The 21,529-nt window shown below is 35.7% G+C and carries 19 protein-coding genes; 7 read left to right on the plus strand and 12 right to left on the minus strand.

All coding sequences use genetic code 11. The features are described from left to right. Positions 1 to 2: 2 nt before the first annotated feature. Positions 3 to 1,055, minus strand: a complete 1,053-nt coding sequence (lpxD, locus tag IPH52_08330) for a UDP-3-O-(3-hydroxymyristoyl)glucosamine N-acyltransferase (protein ID MBK7055045.1) — start codon at positions 1,053 to 1,055, stop codon at positions 3 to 5. A gap of 195 nt (positions 1,056 to 1,250) precedes the next feature. On the opposite strand from lpxD, the gene panB reads away from it, so the two are divergent. Next, on the plus strand, positions 1,251 to 2,051 hold the full coding sequence (gene panB, locus IPH52_08335) for a 3-methyl-2-oxobutanoate hydroxymethyltransferase (protein ID MBK7055046.1): 801 nt from the start codon (positions 1,251 to 1,253) through the stop codon (positions 2,049 to 2,051). 214 nt (positions 2,052 to 2,265) lie between these two features. Here panB and IPH52_08340 read toward each other — a convergent pair whose 3' ends face one another. The 7 genes from IPH52_08340 to IPH52_08370 all read right to left on the minus strand — a co-directional run bounded on the left by IPH52_08340 (position 2,266) and on the right by IPH52_08370 (position 9,930). After that, a complete protein-coding gene (locus IPH52_08340; protein MBK7055047.1) occupies positions 2,266 to 4,014 on the minus strand; it encodes an apolipoprotein N-acyltransferase in 1,749 nt (582 codons plus the stop codon). A gap of 6 nt (positions 4,015 to 4,020) precedes the next feature. Beyond that, positions 4,021 to 5,667 (minus strand): 2,3-bisphosphoglycerate-independent phosphoglycerate mutase, encoded by a 1,647-nt coding sequence (locus tag IPH52_08345; GenBank protein MBK7055048.1) that lies wholly within the window; start codon positions 5,665 to 5,667, stop codon positions 4,021 to 4,023. 380 nt (positions 5,668 to 6,047) lie between these two features. After that, positions 6,048 to 6,704: a hypothetical protein gene (locus IPH52_08350; GenBank protein ID MBK7055049.1), complete on the minus strand. Its 657-nt coding sequence runs from the start codon at positions 6,702 to 6,704 to the stop codon at positions 6,048 to 6,050. A gap of 197 nt (positions 6,705 to 6,901) precedes the next feature. After that, a complete protein-coding gene (locus IPH52_08355) occupies positions 6,902 to 7,519 on the minus strand; it encodes a hypothetical protein (GenBank protein MBK7055050.1) in 618 nt (205 codons plus the stop codon). 135 nt (positions 7,520 to 7,654) lie between these two features. Beyond that, complete coding sequence (locus IPH52_08360; GenBank protein ID MBK7055051.1) at positions 7,655 to 7,855, minus strand: hypothetical protein; 201 nt, start codon at positions 7,853 to 7,855, stop codon at positions 7,655 to 7,657. A 374-nt stretch (positions 7,856 to 8,229) separates the two neighbouring features. Continuing rightward, positions 8,230 to 8,922 (minus strand): HEPN domain-containing protein, encoded by a 693-nt coding sequence (locus tag IPH52_08365; protein ID MBK7055052.1) that lies wholly within the window; start codon positions 8,920 to 8,922, stop codon positions 8,230 to 8,232. A gap of 147 nt (positions 8,923 to 9,069) precedes the next feature. Further along, positions 9,070 to 9,930: a hypothetical protein gene (locus IPH52_08370; protein MBK7055053.1), complete on the minus strand. Its 861-nt coding sequence runs from the start codon at positions 9,928 to 9,930 to the stop codon at positions 9,070 to 9,072. Between the two features lie 617 nt (positions 9,931 to 10,547). Here IPH52_08370 and IPH52_08375 point away from each other — a divergent pair. Beyond that, entirely contained in the window at positions 10,548 to 11,645 is a 1,098-nt protein-coding gene (locus IPH52_08375; protein ID MBK7055054.1) for a leucine-rich repeat domain-containing protein, read from the plus strand. Between the two features lie 424 nt (positions 11,646 to 12,069). Here the strand turns inward: IPH52_08375 and IPH52_08380 are convergent, their stop codons facing one another. Next, on the minus strand, positions 12,070 to 12,915 hold the full coding sequence (locus IPH52_08380; protein MBK7055055.1) for a hypothetical protein: 846 nt from the start codon (positions 12,913 to 12,915) through the stop codon (positions 12,070 to 12,072). A gap of 761 nt (positions 12,916 to 13,676) precedes the next feature. On the opposite strand from IPH52_08380, the gene bcp reads away from it, so the two are divergent. The 3 genes from bcp to psd are packed head-to-tail and all read left to right on the plus strand — an operon-like array spanning position 13,677 to position 17,858. Beyond that, complete coding sequence (gene bcp, locus IPH52_08385; GenBank protein MBK7055056.1) at positions 13,677 to 14,150, plus strand: thioredoxin-dependent thiol peroxidase; 474 nt, start codon at positions 13,677 to 13,679, stop codon at positions 14,148 to 14,150. Then, positions 14,150 to 15,643, plus strand: a complete 1,494-nt coding sequence (locus IPH52_08390; GenBank protein MBK7055057.1) for a leucyl aminopeptidase — start codon at positions 14,150 to 14,152, stop codon at positions 15,641 to 15,643. The genes bcp and IPH52_08390 overlap by 1 nt, the downstream gene beginning before the upstream one ends. Next, positions 15,636 to 17,858 carry a phosphatidylserine decarboxylase gene (psd, locus tag IPH52_08395; GenBank protein MBK7055058.1) on the plus strand — a complete coding sequence of 741 codons (2,223 nt, stop codon included), beginning with the start codon at positions 15,636 to 15,638 and terminating at the stop codon, positions 17,856 to 17,858. Before IPH52_08390 ends, psd begins: the two co-directional genes overlap by 8 nt. A gap of 216 nt (positions 17,859 to 18,074) precedes the next feature. Here psd and IPH52_08400 read toward each other — a convergent pair whose 3' ends face one another. Continuing rightward, positions 18,075 to 18,344 carry a hypothetical protein gene (locus IPH52_08400; GenBank protein ID MBK7055059.1) on the minus strand — a complete coding sequence of 90 codons (270 nt, stop codon included), beginning with the start codon at positions 18,342 to 18,344 and terminating at the stop codon, positions 18,075 to 18,077. 174 nt (positions 18,345 to 18,518) lie between these two features. Here IPH52_08400 and IPH52_08405 point away from each other — a divergent pair, with 174 nt between their 5' ends. Together IPH52_08405 and IPH52_08410 are read left to right on the plus strand one after the other, a co-directional pair. Continuing rightward, positions 18,519 to 18,899 carry a hypothetical protein gene (locus tag IPH52_08405; GenBank protein ID MBK7055060.1) on the plus strand — a complete coding sequence of 127 codons (381 nt, stop codon included), beginning with the start codon at positions 18,519 to 18,521 and terminating at the stop codon, positions 18,897 to 18,899. A gap of 164 nt (positions 18,900 to 19,063) precedes the next feature. Next, positions 19,064 to 20,188 (plus strand): M23 family metallopeptidase, encoded by a 1,125-nt coding sequence (locus IPH52_08410; GenBank protein MBK7055061.1) that lies wholly within the window; start codon positions 19,064 to 19,066, stop codon positions 20,186 to 20,188. 3 nt (positions 20,189 to 20,191) lie between these two features. Here IPH52_08410 and IPH52_08415 read toward each other — a convergent pair whose 3' ends face one another. Next, on the minus strand, positions 20,192 to 20,401 hold the full coding sequence (locus IPH52_08415; GenBank protein ID MBK7055062.1) for a hypothetical protein: 210 nt from the start codon (positions 20,399 to 20,401) through the stop codon (positions 20,192 to 20,194). A 154-nt stretch (positions 20,402 to 20,555) separates the two neighbouring features. Then, positions 20,556 to 21,494 (minus strand): 2-dehydropantoate 2-reductase, encoded by a 939-nt coding sequence (locus IPH52_08420; protein MBK7055063.1) that lies wholly within the window; start codon positions 21,492 to 21,494, stop codon positions 20,556 to 20,558. Positions 21,495 to 21,529 lie beyond the last annotated feature (35 nt).

A 21,529-nucleotide genomic window follows, 5' to 3' on the forward strand; every position in this document is an offset into this window, starting at 1 on the left:
TATTAGTCCGTAGACTTAGCATTCATTCCCAATTTTTCTTCTATGTCTTTCACTTTTTTGACAAGTTTGTTTAGATTGAGAATATGCTTTACGTTCGCGCGGAATTTTTGAAATTCTATAAAGGTGAGATTCCAATCCCAACCTGCGTAGAGATCTTTTTTAGGCGGAGTATTTCGTAATCCAGAGCCTCCCGCAATCATGGTTCCCGAAGGAAGTGTGATATGATCGGCTACTGCACAGGATCCACTAATCTTACAGAAGTCTTCTACTACTGCACTTCCTGCAATTGCGGTGGCACCTGCGACTATTACATGTTTGCCTATCTTAACGTTATGCGCAATTTGAACATCGTTGTCAATTTTAGTTCCGTCGCCAATCATCGTATCATCGATTCCACCTCTATCAATAGAAGAGTTAGAGCCTACACGAACATCATCCCCAATCAGAACACCTCCAATTTGAGGCACTCGATGTAAAATGCTTTTTACATCCACATAACGAAATCCGTCTCCTCCAATAGTAGTATTGCCGTAGGAGATAAAACGCTTTCCAATTCTAACATCACTGAACAAAACACAGTTTGGACCAATAGAAGAATCATCCCCAATTCTTACGTTATGCGCAATCTTTGCTCCATCTGCAATGCGACAATTGTTTCCTATAATAGTATTTTCTCCAATCGAAACAAAGTTACCAATGTCGGTATTTTCTCCTATTTGAGCTGATGGGTGGATAACGACAAATTGCCCTCTTTTACCGGTAGGCATAGAAGTAGGATAAAAAATGTTTAAGACATCTATGAGAGCCAAGTCTACATGTTTTACTGCAAGAACAGGCTGAGTAAATAAAGTCTCCCAACCATGTAGCGTAATAATGGCGTTTGCCTTAGATTGTTTTGCATCGTTTTGATAAGATTTCTCACTAATATAGGTAATGGAATTGGGCTTATCTTGATAGAGTGTGACGACTGATTCTAGTTGGATTGTTTCTGGTTTGTCGGTGTTATAAATTTTTGAATCAGGTAATAGTTTTTGCAAATCAAGTAGTGTAATCATAAATGCCTCTCTGGTTTATAATTTCAATCTGAATCTATTTTGGCAATTACTTTAAGGATTCTGTAGAAATGTTGCCACGGAGGCACAGAGACGCAGAGAATTGCTTTTTGTGGATACATTCTACTAGACTTTATAGAAGGGATAATGATTCTGTTGTAGAAGGTAGAATTATTTCTTCCTGGGAGAGGAGAGTTTATGCAAACTATTATCAATCTATATAGAGAGAAATTTCAGAAGAAGGAAAAAATTTCTGTCGTTACATGCTATGATGCATCGTTCGCAAAAATTATTGCTGAAACAGAAATGGATTCCATCTTAATTGGTGATTCTCTCGGCATGGTATTTCAAGGGAATAATAGCACTTTGCCGGTGACCTTAGAAGAAATGATTTATCACACCAAGGCAGTGAAGCGAGGTGCTCCAAATAAATTTATAATCTGTGATCTTCCTTTTTTAAGTTATCAAATCTCCGTTGAACAAGGAGTATCCGCCGGTGGTCTTGTAATTAAAGAAACAGGTTGCGATGCTATTAAGCTGGAAGGTGCAACGGATATTGCACTCCAATCCATTCGTCAATTAACAGAAATCGGAGTTCCTGTGATGGGGCATCTCGGCCTTACCCCCCAGAGCTATCAAGTTCTCGGCGGTTATAAAGTGCAAGGCAAAGATGAAAAGACTGCTGATAAGATTTTACAAGATGCTATCGCATTAGAGAAAGCGGGTGCATTTTCCATTGTATTAGAAATGCTTCCTGAACCCCTCGGAGAAAAAATCACAAAAGCAATTTCTATTCCTACGATTGGAATTGGAGCCGGTAGGCACACAAGTGGACAGGTTTTAGTAATCAACGACTTATTGGGAATAGCTGCTGACTTTAAGCCTAAATTCTTAAAGAGATTCGCTGATTTACACTCTATCGCAAAACAGGCATTAGCCTCCTACGATAGAGAAGTTAAGCAGGGAAGTTATCCGGCAGAAGAAAATGTGTTTAAATAACTCACCTTACATTATCATTTCTTCACAAAAGAAATGATAATGTAAGGTGAGTGACCAGCGTGCCCAGCGCTGAAGGTGGGGTTTACACCTAACGGTGGGTTTGCTGCCGCAGGCTATTGATTTTATTGATCCATTACAATTATCTAGTATTCTCTGTTTCTAAAGAATTCACATCATTTTATTCTTTTGCGTAAGGTGAGTAATTTAACTAAACTTATCTCTTTTTATATATCTTCCATCCGAAAAAGCCTGAGCAGATAACGATGAATAGCCAAACAAGTAAGTTGCCGAATCGAACGTAAAAAGTAGGGGGAGAAGAGATAACAGATACAGGGCGTGAATAACGCTCACTTGTTCCTAAACCGGTCATTTTATTGTTTACGATTCGACCTAGATGATCTACGAATGCAGATGTTCCTGAGTTAGTTGCTCTCACCATCCAACGCCTAAACTCGATTGACCTAAGTCTCGCAAGGTCTAAATGCTCATAGCTCTCTACAGTCTTTCCATACCATTTATCATTTGTAATGTTTACGATAAAGTCAGGCATTTCTGTTTTGTAAAATTTACGGACGAACTCAGGCAAAATTACTTCGTAACAGATTAACGGAAGGAATTTTCCAGCGGCTTCTAATTCAGAAATATTTTCCTTGTAGTATTCTCTTTGTGCTTGCATATTCATGAAACTAGAATCAATCCATTTCAAATGCGGCTTATTAAACTTAACCTCTGTTTTGTTTTTAAAATACGTAATTAGATTTTGCTCTGCACCCGGAATAAATCTTCCAATCTGAGGAACTATATCATACAAGATAGGAAATGTTTCGCCGAAAGGAATGTATTCGCCAAAGGCAAGCAAATACGACTTACGATAAAACTCTCCTCTATTTCCATTTGGATCAAAGACGGTAGAGCTATTGTGAAAGCGGAGATTTTGCGCAGAAGGCTTGTTATCCGCAAAGGATGCATCTAACTCATTAAAATAAAAATTCGCCTTATATCGATTGCTCAGTTGATAAATCAATGCCTCAAATCTTGCCCAATAAATTAAATCAAATCTTGTAGTTTCAGGAACGTTATGCGTAGAATAAAAGGGAACTCCTGATTCTGGCAGCACGATTAAATCAGGCTTTTCATTTTCTGAGCCTTCTATGACCAATCGCTCGATTCGATTCATGAGTGCTTCCATCGCTTCGCGCACACGTCCATCTCTAAATTCAAGTGGTGCGTCTGGTTGAATAATTAAAACTTGTTTTGTAGAAGAAGGCTCTACTCGACTCCATTTCCAAAATAAAAATCCACCCAGTATCGCAAAGAGAGCTAGAACATTGACTGTTTTTAAAAGATACAATTGTGTGAGAGATTTAAACTTAGGAGACTTAGAGCGGATAACGTCCCAAATCGGATATTGAAAAAATGGATAGGATACCATAAATACAAGAATGGAAAGTCCATAGACTCCTGTATATTCAACCACTTGCGACAAAATCACATTACCCGCTATTAGGTTTCCATAATACCAGGGAAAGATTTGCCATGTAAAAAATTCTGCGAGGATAATGGCTAACCCAGGCACGAATAGGTTGTGTCTTCCTACTTTCTTTCGAAGAAAACTTAGGAGCATCATAACTACTCCGAATTTCCAATTCACGATGATGCAATAGAGAAGAAATAAGGGAATCGCCATCCAGAATGGAAATCCCCCGAAGACCATAAGCATGTAGTTGATCCAATAATACGAACAAAAACAAAATACAATCGAAAACAAAAGTCCTTTCTTAAATAAAACTTTGTATTGTCCTCGATACTTTTCCTCAATCCAAAAAAGCCCAAACGGAGCAATAAAAACAAGCTCACTCAGTCCATAAGGAACAAAAGAAAGGGTAGAAAAAATTCCTACCCAGAGATAACAAAATGTATTGAAGAATCTAGATTGTTTGAACTTTGTAAACCAACTACGCATAATAGCCTATAGCCTTTCCAACAAACTTGGTAAATAACCTTCCGGCGCCTCATAGCCAAGTAGATCGAGAACGGTAGCCGCAATATTCCCAAGCCCTGCTTCGGCAGTTCCTTTTAATTTCCAGCGATTGTCTTTGTCGTAGATGACCAGGTTCACCGGATTTAATGTATGACTGGTTTTTGGAACGAACTTATCACCTTGTTTTTGCGCATTTCCCTTTTTATCTAGTTGATACATTTCATCTGCATTCCCGTGATCGGCAGTGACTAACAAAGTGTAACCGTTTTTGTCACAGGCTGATTTTAAACGATCCATGCAAGTGTCCAAAAATTCAAGACTTCTTACTGTTGCCGTATAATTGCCAGTATGCCCTACCATGTCGCCGTTTGCATAATTGACTCGAACGAAATTGTATTTTTTAGTTTCGAGAGTAGAGATTAGAGTATCTGTAATTTCTTTTGCTTTCATTTCGGGTGCCTGGTCAAATGGAATTACATCAGATGGAATTTCTTGGAAAGTTTCTAAGTTTCTATCTAAATAGCCGCTTTTGTTTCCATTCCAAAAGAAAGTTACGTGTCCGTATTTTTGTGTTTCTGAAATTGCGTATTGCTGTAATTTTTCGCTGATTAGATATTCACTTAGAGTTCTATCAATCGCCGGAGGGGTTACGAGGTATTTGTCGGGAAGTTTTAAATCTCCATCGTATTGCATCATGCCTGCATAATACACATCTGGTTTTGGACCACGATTGAATTTATCAAACTTATCAGCAGTCATGGCGAGGCTAATCTCGATTGCCCGGTCACCACGAAAGTTAAAGAACACAACAGAATCACCGTCTTTGATTTTTCCAACAGGTCCATTTGCGTCAGAGACAACAAAGCCTGGGAGATACTGGTCAATAACCGCTGGGTCTTCTTTTCGAAAGGTTTCAATTGCTTCTTCTGCTGATGAAAATGCACGTCCTTCTCCCTTCACATGAAAATTCCAACCGCGCTCTACCATTGACCAATCTGCTTCGTATCGATCCATCGTAATCGTCATACGTCCACCACCAGATGCAATCTTTGCATCAAAGTTTGCATCGCGTAGTTCCGATAAAAACTTTTCAAAAGGACGAACGTATTCTAAGGCTGACTTTTCAGGAACATCGCGACCATCTAGGAGAGTATGAATTCTAACTTTAGAAACGCCTTCTTTCTTTGCGGCAGCGACTAACGCTTTTAAATGATCTATATGACTATGAACATTTCCATCGGAGAGAAGTCCTAGAAGATGCAAGGTTGAATTTTTAGTCTTTGCATTTGCGATGAGTTCTTTCCAAACTTCTCCTTGAAACAATTGACCTGAATCAATCGAGTTACTTACAAGCTTCGCACCTTGATCAAAGATACGACCACAACCTAAAACGTTATGCCCTACCTCGGAGTTACCCATGTCTTCATCAGAAGGCATACCAACTGCTTTTCCGTGAGCTTTGATATGAACAGTAGAATGATGATTCCAAAGATTTGAAAGTGTAGGAAGTTTCGCACCCGCAATCGCATTGCCGGCATCAGCACCTTTTTCGGTATAACCGACTCCATCTAGAATTACAAGTAAGACCTTATCGGTCACAGACTTCAGATTTTGTTTTTTGACTAGCTTTAACATAATTACCTCGACTCATTCAGAGTTAATTATTTTTTATAGGTAGGTGTCAACGGGAAAATGGAACGCTTAGAGAGATTGTAGATGCAGTGAAATTTTCGGAAAAAGTGGTGTGAAGTAAACGGGGGATTTTTTTATTTTCATTTATTTTTCCTAAGTCTTATTTTTTTACTAGATTTTTGGGCGTTGCCTTCATAGTATAAATTATGAATTTATCGGGAACAAATTGAAAATGGTTATATTAAAATAGTCAATGTTAGTGATAAAGGTAATCCAAATCCACGGTTTACTTTAACCCTAAAAATTGGTGACAATACTTTGATAAGTGAAAATTCAAATTCTATTTGGACAAAAGGCAAATTTTAAATCTATTTTCCAAAATTTCATTTTAAATTATTTGTAACTTTTCTTTTGATGGCAAAGGTTCCTGTTAGCAGTGGAATTGGAATTGGATACCAAGCTCGAAGGGAAACGAATAATGTCAAAAGCCAGATAGCTGACGTTCCTCTTTCATCAAACTCATAATCTTCTTCTATTTGAAATCGAAAAGTAGTTTGTATATTTTCGCCTAAAATTAGTTTGGGGCAATAATAATTTTCCGAAACAGAGAATTTTTCAATTTCCTGACAACTGGATATGCGTGTCTCTTCTAAATGGGAGCTACCAAAAAAAGAATCAGAAACTTCTGTTTTAAAACCAAATTTTATTCTTTGCTTTGTTGTTTCTGTATATAAGATTGGAATAAATCTCATATCTGATACGTGAATCATTGCAAAGTATTCACCTGGCGGTAAATCATAATTAATCACATCGTTCTTACTTAATGAATGATATTCTTCTGTAAATTCGCACTCTTTTATCATTTTTGTTTCGGATACTGCTAAATCTTTACATAGATATAAATTTAATTTGGCTTCGTTATCCTTAGAATTTTGAAAAATAATTTTTAGATTGGCTGATCTATTTTCTGTTGATAAAGTGTCTCTACTTTTCGGACTAGCACAACTTATAATAAGTAGAAGTATTAGGATAAATCGCATAAACATATTATACCTCTTAAAAAATATTCTATTTTACCGAGGATGTCTTTTCTTTCTAGTAATCTGCATCCAACTTCTCTCATAATTCTATCTCCTTCTATCCCACAAAGTTAAAAGCTTAAAACAAAATCGGATTGCCTCTCTTTCATAAAAAGGTGTTATCAACTAAACGGGGGAAATTTGGAAAGTAATTTTAATTAATTTACATAACGTATCTTTATTAAGTTGGAGTTAATTTCTCTATCCATTTCTAATTCAATCATTCGAAAGGTTGACTCCGAGGAAAGCTTTGCCTTCCCTTCTAATATACCTGTAAGCTTTTCTTTGCGAATATATCCTGTCGAATTGAATAGATTTTGTGCATAATAAAAATTAGCCTCACGATAATAAAGAAATGAATTTAGCTTTAAGATTTTTAATAGACGTTTTTCGTCTCGACTCAGGTTCTTAGAGATAAATACGATTACCCGCTCAGCACCTTCTTGTTTAGCATACTCCATTATCGAAGCAGAATCAGAAGACGTAATCTTTAAAGTGTAATAATATAAATGATCAGCTATCACCTTCAAGCGATTGAATCTAGATGTTATTTCTTTTTGAAATAGATTAGGAATATCATCCTGTGAAATCAAAGGATAAGAATTAAATTGTTTTTCTTGTTTTAAAAATAGGGAATAAAAACGAAACCCCTGCTCGTTCATCGCATTATAGTAATTAGCCCGCGCTTTCTCTAAGTATTCCTCAAATGTGATTGTAGGAACTTTATGGAGGAAAATACACATTTTCCCGCTAGTCTTTATTTCAGTAAGATTCATTTATTTTTTGAAGAAGGATACGACTACTTGTAAAATATTTTTAGACTTTATACTTTTATCTGGATAAGGCTCCAATCCATCAGTAACAGTCTGAAATCCATCTATCGCTGTTTCAAGTTCATCTGCATTTTTATTTTATTCTACTCTCCAATCTTTCCCAAGCCCGACATTTTGATAAATACTAGTATGAATCTCAGCATAATTTACATTCTTCGCATCGGAAGTCTTTAAATCAATGGTATCGGTCATTTCAGCATTAGCCTCTTTAAAGTCTTGCCTCGCTTTTTTAAATTGCTCGTATTCTTTAAAAGATTCATCTTTCGAAAATAGCCCCATGATTGACCTCCAGTGTTTTGTTTACTTGATATTGTAACTAGCTAGGATTATGTCAATTAGATAAAGTAACGAGTAGTCCTTTAAAACGGAAAGTAAATGCGAAAAGTTAAATTATCCCTAACCTTGTTTTGTTAATGGTTTGGAGTCGTTATTATTTCGTTTCCATCCATTTCCTTATCGAAGGTTTGTCGAACGCTAATCGAAGGCAGACCGAAGGCAGGAAGAAGGGTGTGGCTATTTTCTTTCTAGTAATCTGCATCCAACTTCTCTCATAATTCTATCTCCTTCTATCCCACAAAGTTAAAGCGTAAAGCAAAAGTGGACTTTCGTCTCTTTCATAAAAAGGTGTTATGAACTAAACGGGGTAAAATTTATTAAAATAAATATTCCATAATATAATCTCTAACTTGTTTTACAAAGTTTTGAGCCTGGTTTATGATTTCAGTAACTTCATCAACTTCTAATTCGACTAATATCGAATAGTCGGCTTCTTGTCTTAACTCGAATGCCTTATGCAGTGCCTTAGAATGTATCTTTGAGAAAATATTAGTTTTTATATATTCTTTATCAAAGAAGGAAATAACTCCAATGTGCTTGGAGTTTTTAAGTCCCTTATTTTCTAATAAGGCTAATGCAGAATAAAACATTGAGTAGTAAGCGCGATTAACCGCAGATCGATATCTCTTATTATTGTATAAAGATAAAGCATCTTGCAAAGATTCTTCAGCTTCTTTTAAACGATTTATGCCTTCTCGTAAAATATTTTGGATCAAAGAACTTTTTTGAATTGCGGGGTAATTAAATTTTTCATAAGAATATACAATCGGAACTAAAACGACTTCATTTTCATAGCTTATCTCCCAGGCGATTTCCGAGATTATTTTTTTTTGTTTGAAGCCCATTTCTGATAAAACAACTAAAACATCAAAATCAGAGTCACTCTTTGCCTCTCCTCTAGCTCTTGAACCGAAAGCCCAGATCTTAGCATCTGCAAATTGACTTTTAATTCGATCTGCAAATGTATGCAATAGTTTTTGGTCATTTAGATTCATAGTATTTAGTTTCATTGGTAATAAAGTTCTAAGTATAAATTTCAATTCCTAATTTGATAAGTTCTTTTTCTAAATCAAGTGCAATTTTACGAATCCTATTATATTCTTTCTAGCAATCTGCATCAAACTTCTTGATAATTCTATTGCATTCAATCCAACAAATTAAAAGCTTAAAGGAAAAGCGGTTTGATATTTTTCATCACTGTAATCATAGAGAATAAATTCTTTCTTCACTTGTTCATATGTCTTTCCAATATCATCTTTTCCATTAAACGCAAACTTAGTATTTGCCGGTAGTTCTTTAAAGGTGATGATGAAGCCGGGGACGGTTTTATCTTCAAAGAATTTACTTTTTCTAGCCTCACTGTATGATCCTACGGGAATAGCAAAATTCGGATCTTTCTTTATCTCTAATTGGTAGGTTTTCCCAGGTTCAAAGTTTACATCCTCTCGCAATGACCTACGAGCAAACCGGTTGAAAAATACTTCATCATTATTAGGTAATGAGCTAGAATTTAAAGATGCGATATCGCGTATATAATCTAAATAAAGAATAACATTGAGCCTTCCATTTTTTGCTGGTACGGGAAATAGATATTCTGAGCCCAGAGCCATAAATATACAAGTTTTTCTTGCTATTTCTGTATTTTCCGAAATAATCCGCTCTTTTATTTTAGAGCTTACTTGAAAATTAGCTACATCTTCTTTACGGGGATTCAATATTTTGTCGTAAAATTCGATATAAACTGGTAAAGCCCTTTCCTTTCTTTTATCTGTCTCTAAGTTATATTCTAGATATTCATTTCCAAGTTCTGGTATTCTTACTTGAAGAAATGCATAAGCACTCTGCTTTCTCTCTGCAATTGACTGACTCCTATAATTGCAAAGTTCTAAATCATACGCAGAGGATTTTGTATTTCGAAGTTGTTCCTGATGCATACACATGGTAGAATGATTGAACGCAAATAAGTGCTCGTTAATCAAAAATAGTAATAATAAAAATATTTGAACTTTAGATAACATTTTTTTAATAATCCTCCCGAACTGGTTTATATTTATCTTTCTAGTAATCTGCATCCAACTTCTCTCATAATTCTTTTTCCTTCTATCCCACAAAATTAAAGCGTAAAGCAAAAGTGGACTTTCGTCTCTTTCATAAAAAGGTGTTATGAACTAAACGGGGGAAAATTTTTCGTAATGATTTCTCTGTAATCGCTTTCACCAAAAGGTAGTGTTTTTAGTTTCATAATGAGTTGCTTTGAATGAAACTTCCACTGTTGTTACCAAATCTTGTAAAGACATTTCTTTCTTTCACATTTTGAGATGATGAATCAGGACTAGCAATAACCTCAAAAAAGTTTTTTTGATATTTTTTATATACCCATTCTCATTCATAATTGCGTTTTCTTTTATTGGTATGTAGCCATTTTATTGATAACTTTTCGCTAGAATACGCAAAAACTTTTGAAAATGACAATCCACCTTTTTGTGAAAATTTTTTTATTCTGACATCGATCAATTCATAGGTATTGAAAAATAAAAATGAAACAGTGATTTCAATATTTAGGAATAGACTTTCTAATCTAAGAAATTACTAAGGTATTGTTTAAAATAAAAATCTGACCATTAGAGGAGTACAGATGACAGACATAAAAAGTATAAAAGAAATAGAAAAGATCCTAGGTTTTTCTATAAATCAAGTAGTAAAATTAGACGAATTAAATAAACCTAGTGATACTCAAAATATTTATAGTGATAATCCTACAGCTAATTATTGTTTGGATCGAAATGAAAATGTTATAGGTTTGTATATAGATACATGTCCTATTGAAGAATTTCCTACTGATTTATTAACTGGTTTTTCTAAATTGAATAAACTTTATTTGAATCAATGTCATCTCTCCAATTCTAACTTTTTAAAAGATTTTAAAGAATTAACTGATTTGAATTTAGCTAATAATCAATTAACAGATCTTGGTTCTCTGATCGGTTTAACAAACCTCACTTCATTGATAGCCAATAATAATCAACTCAATGATGTTACTGATTTGAAAAGATTAACAAGTCTAACTATCTTAGATTTAAGTTTTAATCAATTAACAGATATTAGTTTTTTAAGTGAGTTAAAAAAACTTACTTCTTTAGGTTTGCATAATAACCAATTGATTGATGTTCAACCTTTGAAGGGAACTACAAATCTTACATATTTAAACTTAAGTAATAATCAATTAACTGACATAGAACCTTTGAAAAATTTAAAAAATCTTACTTTTCTAGATTTGAATTATAATCAACTGATAGATATTAGTTTTTTAGAGGAATTAAAAGAATTGACTAATGTAGATATCAGTTTTAATCAAATAGTCGAAATAAAATCTTTCATTGGATTAACTAAGCTCACTACCCTATCATTGAATAACAATCAAATTGTTGATCCCAGTCCCTTAAGCAAATTAACAAGTCTAATTACTTTAGGATTACACAATAATCAAATTATAGATCTTAGTTTTATAAAAGACTTAACAAATGTAACTGAAATAGGATTGGTTTATAATCAGATTAAAGAATTACCAGAATGGATCACAGAGATACATTTAGAAATTAATATTCAAGATGACCCAGATGTTTCTACAAATCGATTATTATTAGCAGGGAATCCCATTCAATCGCCCCCTATAAAGGTTGTAAAAAAGGGAAAACAAGCTATCCAACAACACTTCCAGGAACTTAAAAAATAAAGTAAAATCAATTTCCAATACGTTTTTCAAACTGCCTTAGAATGAAAAACGTACTACAATTTTCTTTCTAGTAAATTGCATTCAACTTCCCCTATAATTCTATCTCCTTCTATCCCACAAAGTTAAAAGCTTAAAGCAAAATCGGATTGCTGCTTATTCATAAAAAGGTGTTATTAACTAAACGGGGGAAATTTTTTCATAAAAAGCGGTTTTGACCTTAACAGGGGAAAATTTTTCTATAAACGGTTAATTGACTGTAAACTCTATCGAATGATGGGATGATAGCTAATACTTTTACCAATCATCTCTCATCATAAACTGAATGAAAAAAAGTAAGAGAAGTAAAAGTTTCCTATAAAAAGATTTATCAAATGAGTCACAATTAGATTTTAAAGATCCTCCGTCACAAATTTCGCACATCCATTCATTTAAGTCCTTGAACTAAAAAATAAATCAATCCACCTACAAACTGAATTGGTAAAGTTGCTATGTCGATTAACAAAGCAATCGGAAACAAAGAGCCCCAAAGTTTGTTCTCTGTTTCTACACTAGTCTGTTCCATTGCCTCCAAATCCCATTTCAGCAAAACGCGAGTAAATTCGTAAGAATTCGGATTCCTATATAAAAGTAAAAACGGTCGTGCAGTAATTTCAGATTCGATATAGAGAAGAGAATTAAATTGAAATTCAATCGGGCTTTTTTCAAGTAGATTTAGTTTCTTCACAATGTCAGGCAACAAAGGAGAATAAATTTTCGATTCTTGCATTAATTTCGTATCTGGATTTATTTCAAAAACATGTAAATTGTCCCAAGCATCTTTCCCTTTCGTAATCTGCAATATGGTGTTAGGAGAATCTGGTTTAAAAATAATTTCTTTGGATTCTCGAAAGGAAATACCAAAATCATCGATCATCCATTTTGACGGAATGTTAGAACTGGTTGAAACAGTTTTACATTTCACAACATCGTTCATATAATAATCTTGCGGCTTTCTATGCTCAGACAAGTATAAACATTTATCTTCGTTTCCTTCAAAAATAAATCGAAAACTAAATGGCTCCGTCGATTCTGCTTTGATTTCCTTTACTTTTAATAATAGCCTCGACCTAGGTTTGTTGATGACCTTTCGAGCGGTCTCGCCTTTTACATTTTTGTTCACATACATCGTAGCAAAACAATTTACGGAAAATACAATATTTACGAGCAAGAATACTACGAATACAATCAATTCCTGTTTCTTATTAAATGCTTCCTTAATTGACGTCTTCATCTTATACGGCGTAAATTAAGCAGCCTGCTGATTAGTATATCTTTTTAGCGCCGAAGCACATAATCTCCATCTCACTTTTTACTCCTGGCTCTCCAAAATTCTACTTGAAAGGAACGGATCCAATCCATTTTCTTTCTAGTAATCTGCATCCAACTTCTCCCATAATTCTATCTCCTTCTATCCCACAAAGTTAAAAGCCCGACTATTGTGAAGATATACCTCTGGTATCCAAGAAAAACCTGGCTTTAAAAAATGTCAATAGGATTCAACAGTAACAAAGAAGTCATGCAAATCTACTATAGCCCCAACGGGGCGCAATACTCTCCGCATGGGCGTCATCTCAGCCCATGTAAAAATTCATATAAAGATTCATATAAAAATTCTTACATAATTTCCAAAAGAATTTCCGAAGAACTTACCATTCTTCAAAAACCAATAACTAGAAGTATGACCTCCTATAAGCTTCCTTTTACTCACATCCGGTTCAGCTACGGTTATAGCTCCGGTCTAAATCGGTTGGCAACCTAAATTTACACGGCACAACCACCGAAGATACAAGCGTAGCTAGACCGGAGATGAGTAAACGCTAATACATAGACAATACGACACCAACTCTTCTAGCACTATAGCTAGGAGTATATTTGATGCATCGCCATCTTAGGCAATGGGAAAAAATTGCTAGATGTTCCGCTTATAGTTTTAATTCTGTATGTTATTCACCCCTTCCTGATGGGTTATAGGGGGATTTTAAAGGAAGGATTATGGCTAAATTAGAAGTTGGAAAAAAGGCACCTGCATTTACAGCAATCGTTGCAGATGGAAAGAAAGTAAAGTTAGGCGATATAGCCGGAAAGAATGGACTTGTATTGTATTTTTATCCCAAGGATAATACCCCCGGCTGCACGACTGAGGCTTGTGACTTTCGTGATAATCTGGATGCAATTAAAAAGCTCGGCTACTCGGTAGTAGGCGTATCTAAAGATGATCTCAAAAGTCACAAAAAATTTATCGAAAAACAAAACTTAAACTTCGACCTGCTTTCCGATGCAGAAACTGATCTAGTAGAAAAATTTGGAGTCTGGCAAGAAAAGAAAATGATGGGCAAGAAGTATATGGGCATTGTCCGCACCACTTTCTTAATTAGCAAAGACGGAAAGATTTTAAAAATATACGAAAATGTAAAAGTAAAAGATCATGTTGCAGAAATTATTAAAGATATTAAGGAAATTAAATAATGAAAATCCCTTCTTCACAATTAAAATTCTACGCTGGAAAAAACAAATCTAAAAAAGTATACGAAGTCCATCATTTTTACAAAGATAAAATTCCGGCTAATATAGCGAAATCTCTCAAATCCCAAATCGACTCTAAAGTATTCCAAGCAGATGCTGGTCAACAATACATTGACCACGGCGATCAAATCATCTACATCGGACTTGGGGAAGAAGCGAAGCTAACACTGCGTAAACTCGCATCTTATTATTTAAAATTGGGCGAAGCATTTATTAAATGGGTAGGCATTGGTCTCGAAATTCATATTTCTAAAGAACTTTCAGAAGCACTCTCTCCTTTTAATCTTGTTTATCAATTAGCAAATTCAATCGAAATCGCAGCCTTCGGAGTTGACTCCCTTTCTAAAACTTACCGCGAGCGCAAAATCGAAGTTGGCGACATTAGCTTTGTAATGGAAAGTGTCAAAGAAGAAAAGACAGCAAAAGAAGCCTTAGAAAAATCCAAAGTAGTCAGCAAATATTTAAACGAGTCAAGATATGTGGCTCATCTACCGGCTAATCATTTTACTCCGGAAGAATTTGTCTCTCGCTCACAAGAAATTGCAAAAGAAAACAAACTCAAAATCACAGTCTTCGATGAAGACAGACTCAAAAAAGAAAAATTCGGTGGGATACTCTCTGTTTGCCAGGGCTCCGACAAAAAAGCCAAAATGGTTATACTCGAATACACACCCAAAGGAGCAAAGTCAACTGATAAAACTCTCGCCCTCATCGGAAAAGGTCTTACCTTTGACTCAGGTGGAATTAGCATCAAACCATCCGCAGAAATGCACGAGATGAAATACGATATGTGTGGAGCGGCTACTGCCATTCATGCGATAGGTGCAATAGCTTCTCTAGGAATTAAAACCAAAGTCATCGCAGCCATTGGAGTTGCTGAAAATATGCCGGATGCAGCTGCTTTAAAACCAGGGGACGTCTACACCGCCTACAACGGAGTAACCGTTGAAGTCCAAAACACAGACGCAGAAGGTAGACTGGTTTTAGGAGATGTAATTTCCTATATAAGTAAAAAATTTAAATCCAACTATATGGTAGACTTAGCGATATTAATCGGTGCAGTCATCATCGCTCTCGGTCACGAAGCGGCGGGGGTAATGACGAATTCCCGCGACTTATTCGATTTAATTGATGCAGCTTCTATTAGTTCAGAAGATAGAATCTGGGAACTTCCTCTCTGGGAAGAATACGGCGAAGACTTAAAGAGTGATATTGCAGATGTTAGAAATATCACCGGTGGACGCGCAGGTGGAACTCTTTCAGCGGCACAATTTCTCTCTAAGTTTGTTGAGGGAGATGTAAAATGGGCGCATATAGATATTGCAGGCACTGCCTGGAGAGGAAAGCCTTCTGGAACACAAGTAAGTGGACCTACCGGTTACGGCATACGCCTATTAGTCGATTTAGCTAAAGAATTAGAGAAGCACCATGAATAGAGAAAGTTTTATTTTCTTCGAAGACGAAATCATTGCCTCCTACTGCGGATTACTCTTATTTGCCGGTCTATACATTACCTTCAAGTTACGATTTCCGCAAGTTCGGTTTTTATTCTTAGCTCTTAAAATTCTTTCTGGGGCTATGGATCACAAAGGATCTAAGGGACAATTGGTTCACTCACAGGGATTTTCTGCTGGAACTGCCTCTTCATTATTACCCGGCGCAATGATTGGCTCTGCATTTGCCATGATGATTGGGGGAGTAGGGGCACTCTTCTGGGTATGGGTAGCGACATTTTTCATTATGCCGCTACGCGCTGTTTCTTCCACACTTGCCATTAAGTTTAGAACTAAGTTGCCTAATGGGCGTTATCTGGCGGGACCTATGTATTTTATTGAGAAAGCGCTTAAGGCTCGTTGGCTTGCGATTGCTTTTTCGATTGGGTGTATACTCACTGTTTTAACGTTAGGCGGAGTAGTTCCTGTTCTAAGTCTATCTTATATCGCCAAACACGCGTTTGACGCTAAAGGTATGGGACTTCCTGTTGCACTGACTGCGATCATTATCTTTATCGTCCTCGGTGGGATTCGTAGGATTGGTCGCGTTTCTGGAGTCATTGTTCCGCTCGGTCTTAGTTTGTTTTTCATTCTTTACTTTGCCATCTTCAAAGAAAATCTAGTTCCTTTTTTCGTATTTATCGAAGCTGTGTTTCATAATGCATTTAACTTTGAAGCAGTCGGCACTGGTGGCTTTGTATCTATTTTAGTTTTTTTAGGTCAATCAGGTGGCTCTTTCTTCTTATCCACTGAAATGGGGCTTGGAAAGAGTGCAGGAATTTCGGGAGCAGTTAGAACTGATCATGCGTTTAAGCAGGGCTTGGTTTCTATGCTATCTGCTTTCTTCGAGGGATTTATTGTTTCTACTTTGATTTTTTATGTTTTGTTTTCTTTTAATGCAGTCAATCCACCAGATATATTTTCTTTTCTACACAATGTCTTAGGTCATGGAAAAGATCCTTATTATCTATTGCTGTATTTTTCCTTCTTCCTTTTTGGAATTGCGAGTATCATCGGTTGGTTTTATACGGGAGAGCAAAGCGCATACTATATATTAGGCGAAAAGTTTGCGAACTTGTTTAGAATTCTTTTCTTTGCAGCAATCATTGGCTCTTCTTATATGTATATCCGAGAAGGAAATGCATTTTTAGAATCAGCGTTTAATATCGGTTATACGATGGCAATATTTACAGCGCTTCCAATTTTGATTTCTATGATTTTACTTGCTAAGATGGTAAGCCTTGAGATGAATAAATATCTCACCGAGGGCGGAGTGCGTTATGAAATCTTTAAGGATATTTATTTACTCATTCTTTCTGCTCTTCCTAAAAATCTTCTTTCTAAATTGTTTGGCTCTTTTACTTACTTGAGGCTTCCTCGCTTTATGATGGTTCCTATTCTAAAAGCATTTGCCAAAGCGTATAAGATTAATCTAAGTGAAGCAGAGTTAAATATCAAAGAATACAACTCCTTGAATCAATTCTTTACTCGTTCCCTTAAAGCGGGAGCACGTATCATTGACTCAGCGGAAAATGCGGTAGTATCCCCTGTTGATGCTCGTATTACAAGCTTTGGTGATATTAATGATGACACACTGATCCAAGCGAAAGGATTTGACTATAGCGTCAAAGAGCTATTAGGCTCTGAGAAGTATTATCCTTTTTTTGAAAATGGAAAATTCATCACATTCTACTTATCTCCCCAGGACTATCATCGAATTCATTCTCCATTCTATGGAAAAATTCTTGGCTATTACTATGCACCCGGAAAACTGTTTCCAGTTAATGACGCAGCTGTGGGTGGTATACGTGGATTATTCCCAAAGAATGAAAGGCTAATTACATTTCTCCAAACAGAATACGGAAAAATTGCCGTGGTAAAAGTTGGCGCTTCCAACGTAGGCAAAATCAGAGTAACCTACGATACAAAGATCGTGACAAACAAACTCATTCGTTTCCCAAAAGAATACCAATACGAGAATGTAAACATCATGATCGACAAAGGTTCCGAGCTTGGTCGATTCGAAATGGGCTCTACGGTTATTCTTGTATTCGAGAACAATACAATTGACCTAAACCCATTCGTAAAAGACGAGCGCTCCACCTACGGATCAACAGTCGGCTTGTTTAGAAGTAAAATAATGACATTACCGAAGTGAAATTTTTTTACATGGAAAAAAGAATTCACTAAACATAGCCGATGCTTACGATTCTAAAACAAATATCCAAAATATGGATATTTGTTTTAGAATCTCTGAGGATAAATAATTCACTGAGTGACAGATTTTTTTAATCTAAGTTTCCATCTTTCTTCTCGTTTCTTATGCCATACGGCTAATATTATTATGACGGAAGATGCAATGGTATAAATTATATTAACAGGATTTAATTTGTATTTTTCTTCCAAGAGACTTCTCCAGTTTTTTTATGGCTTCCTTTTTACTTAATAATTTATCTGGATTTTTTTTAGAGAACGCGATTCTTTTACGAAGTTCCGCTTTTTCTTCTTCTAACAAAGTATCCTCTTCTATATTTCTACTTTTAAATTTCAAAAAATCTACAAAGTCTATGAATTCCCTCTGCAACTCAGAAGGTAACTCTATGATACTTTTTTTTAATACTCTAAAGTTCAGTGACGATTGCATTCTATTACCCTACCATAATTACAATACGATGCAATCTACAAAGACTTTGTAAATACTTTTTTCTGTCTCGCGCTCTTGCTAGTTTACATAGCACGGATCGAAAATACTTTCTAACTACCGACAACGGTTTAAAAATTGATTTACGAACGGACATAATAAACCGATACTAGCACTATGGATTCGAAAGAGAGAGCAGCACTGATAAGAGAAGGAAACGCGGCGTTTAACGATGCGGATTATCCAAAGGCGCGGGAGCTATACCTAAGATGTGATTACAAAGATGGACTGATTCGTCTTGGTGATTATTATATGTATGAAAAAAAGCTCCCGATTCTAGCTTACGGCTACTACAAAAAAGCCGGTCATACACAAAAGATTGACGAAATCTTTCAGCGTATGCTCTATGCTCTCGGAACTTGGATTGGAATGGACAAATTTAAAATCAAAGAAGCTCCGGCTACCAATGATAAGCCTCTATCGCCTGACGACTTCACCGTGCATCCTATCCTAAAAGCAAAAGCAATGGAAATTTTACAAAAATCTGGTAAGAAGTAAAACTTAGTTGCCACAGAGTCACGGAGACACAGAGGGTTGTGTAAACAGTCATTTCGAAAGAGCGAAGCGATTGAGAAATCTATCTGGCAATACAAAGATAGTTTTAAGCAAGATAGACCTCTCACGATGAAACTGTTCGAGGTGACTGGAATCAAATTATCAATATGAAAAAAAATACCATCCGTGTTTATCCGTGTTCATCCGTGGTATTCCTTGCATTCTTCCTATTCACATTCTGTAATTTACCTTTGCGTCCTGAGTTTGGGGGGAGTGGGAATGCGATTATAAAACAAAAAGGAGATATTAATTTTGGAAGACTTGCGAATGTTCCTTTTAAATTTACAACTTCTTCTTGTATTTCTGAATCGAACTGTGGACAAAATCTATTTGACTCCAACTCAAACACTCTCTGGGTAACAGACAAACGAAATGAAAATGAATGGGTCGTCATTGACTTTGGGAGTAAACGCTTATTATCCGGAGTAGAGACTGAGTTTGCTTTTATGAGTCAGACTTCTTATGAAGTGCAAGTTCTCAACAGAGAAGTATGGACAACGATTTATACGAATGCAAAACCCGAAAAGAAAAACAAAGATAGTTTTGTTGGAATCGATGCTTCTACGATTCGAATTCTATTTCCTAAAAACTCGGAAACCTCCTATACACTGGCTAATCTACGTTTACTGCTAGGAGAGACAAACCTCACTGGAATTGACTCTCGTTTAACTGGATTTGCATTTCCAATCGAGAATGGACTTATGCCTACGGATGATTATTCGCTACCGGGTGCTCCGCGTAAATATAGAAATGGAACACACAAAGGTCTAGACATCGGAACTAAGATGAATTTCTTTAATATGAATTCTAGCATTACCAAAGAAACAAAAATTCTTTCTGTCCAAGATGGAGTCGTTATTCGCTCTGACTTGAATTACAAACCAATGACGGAAACAGAATTCAAAGAAATCTCCGCTTACAACCAAACACATCCCGTAACATTCGTTGATCGAGACTTTGGTGGAAGACAAGTTTGGATTGAGCACAAAGGCGGAATCATTACGACTTACAACCATTTGTCCGCGATTCAAAATGGAATTGCAGTTGGAACGAAAGTTCGTAAAGGGGATACTATTGGTTATGCGGGAAATTCAGGACTTTTAGGGGAAGCAAAACAAAATAACGATGCAATTCATCTACACTTTGAAATTTGGATAGATGGGGAATTTTTAGGTAACGATATGACTCTTCCCCAAATTAGAAAGCTATTGCAGTATTTCTTTTCAGAATAGATTCTATTTCTTTGATTCTTCTTTGTCTTCTTTGATCATCGTCTTATTGTCTTTGCGCTCTTTTTGTTCTTCTTTGCCTTCACTCTTAGGCTCTAGTTTCTTTGCTTTTTCTTTTTTCGGTTCTTGCTTTGGCGCTTGTTTCGGTGCTTGTGCAAACAGGGAAAAAGAACCTGTTAAACTAAGGAGAGTGAGTAGTAGTAGAATTCGTTTCATGTAGTATTCCTTTTTGTAAAAAATATTTATTCCGTAACACTGTCGGCTAAACCTAATTTTGCGTTAGACCTCTACTGGAATTAGAATAAGTTTCCGTAGACTAAATCATAAATGCAAGTGTTTTCTTCTCATGAGTTATAAAAATTAATTTAGGCTAGAGTAATTTACTTTTTCGATTCAGGAATTGCATAATACCATATGTATAGTCCAAATAGGGAGTTGATACACGCAAACTTTTTCCATTTTGATAAATTTCGCCTAGAATACTTTCTACTTCCATCGTATTTCCCTTTTCAAAATCTAAGAGCATAGAAGTTTTATACGGCTTCATTTTCTTTGTTCTCTCAAGCATTTCATCGATGAGAGATTTTTTAATCTCAATATTTTCCTTTTTAGCAATGGCTCTAACTTCGAGCATTAGATTTTTTGCTAAATCAAAGAGTGGCTTAAAATCAATGATTTCTTTTGTTGAGGATTTGTTTCCAATTACCGAGAGAGAGTTAAACGGAACATTCCAGAGTAATTTTTCATATCTTGCTTTTCTGAGATTATTTTCATACTTAGTGTCAATCCCTGCATCTGAAAATAGTTTTGTAATGAGTTTACCTTCTGCATCAAATTTATTCTTCAAGGGACCAATCTTGATTTGCCCGTAGTCGATATGATGAATTTCCTCATGCGTAATTCGATTGATACAGGTAAATGCAAGTCCTCCTAAGATTGGATTCTTAGGAAACACTTTGCCTAATTTTTCTTCCATGTTCATTCCATTTTGCAAAACGAGGATAATACTGTTATGCTTGCGAATCTTTTTTATCAGCTTGGAATACTGAATTAAATCCAGTGAGGGCTTACACGTCTTAGCCGATACGATGATTAGATCAGCTTTGTCCATTGAGCTAACATCAGAAAAGACTTGTATAGGAAAATCAAAATCTCCCCATACGCTTTTTATTTGCATGTTTTTTGTTTGAGAAGAAAACATATACTTAGATTGAAACTGAACTGCAAAACCTGCTTTCGCTAATTTCCCGCCATAAAAAGTCCCAACGGCACCAGCACCTATAACTGCTATGTTATTGATTTGTTTCATAATAAATTCAAAGTCCTTGACCTATTATTTTAGAA

The sequence above is a fragment of the Leptospiraceae bacterium genome, from assembly GCA_016708435.1.
GTDB lineage: Bacteria > Spirochaetota > Leptospiria > Leptospirales > Leptospiraceae > UBA2033.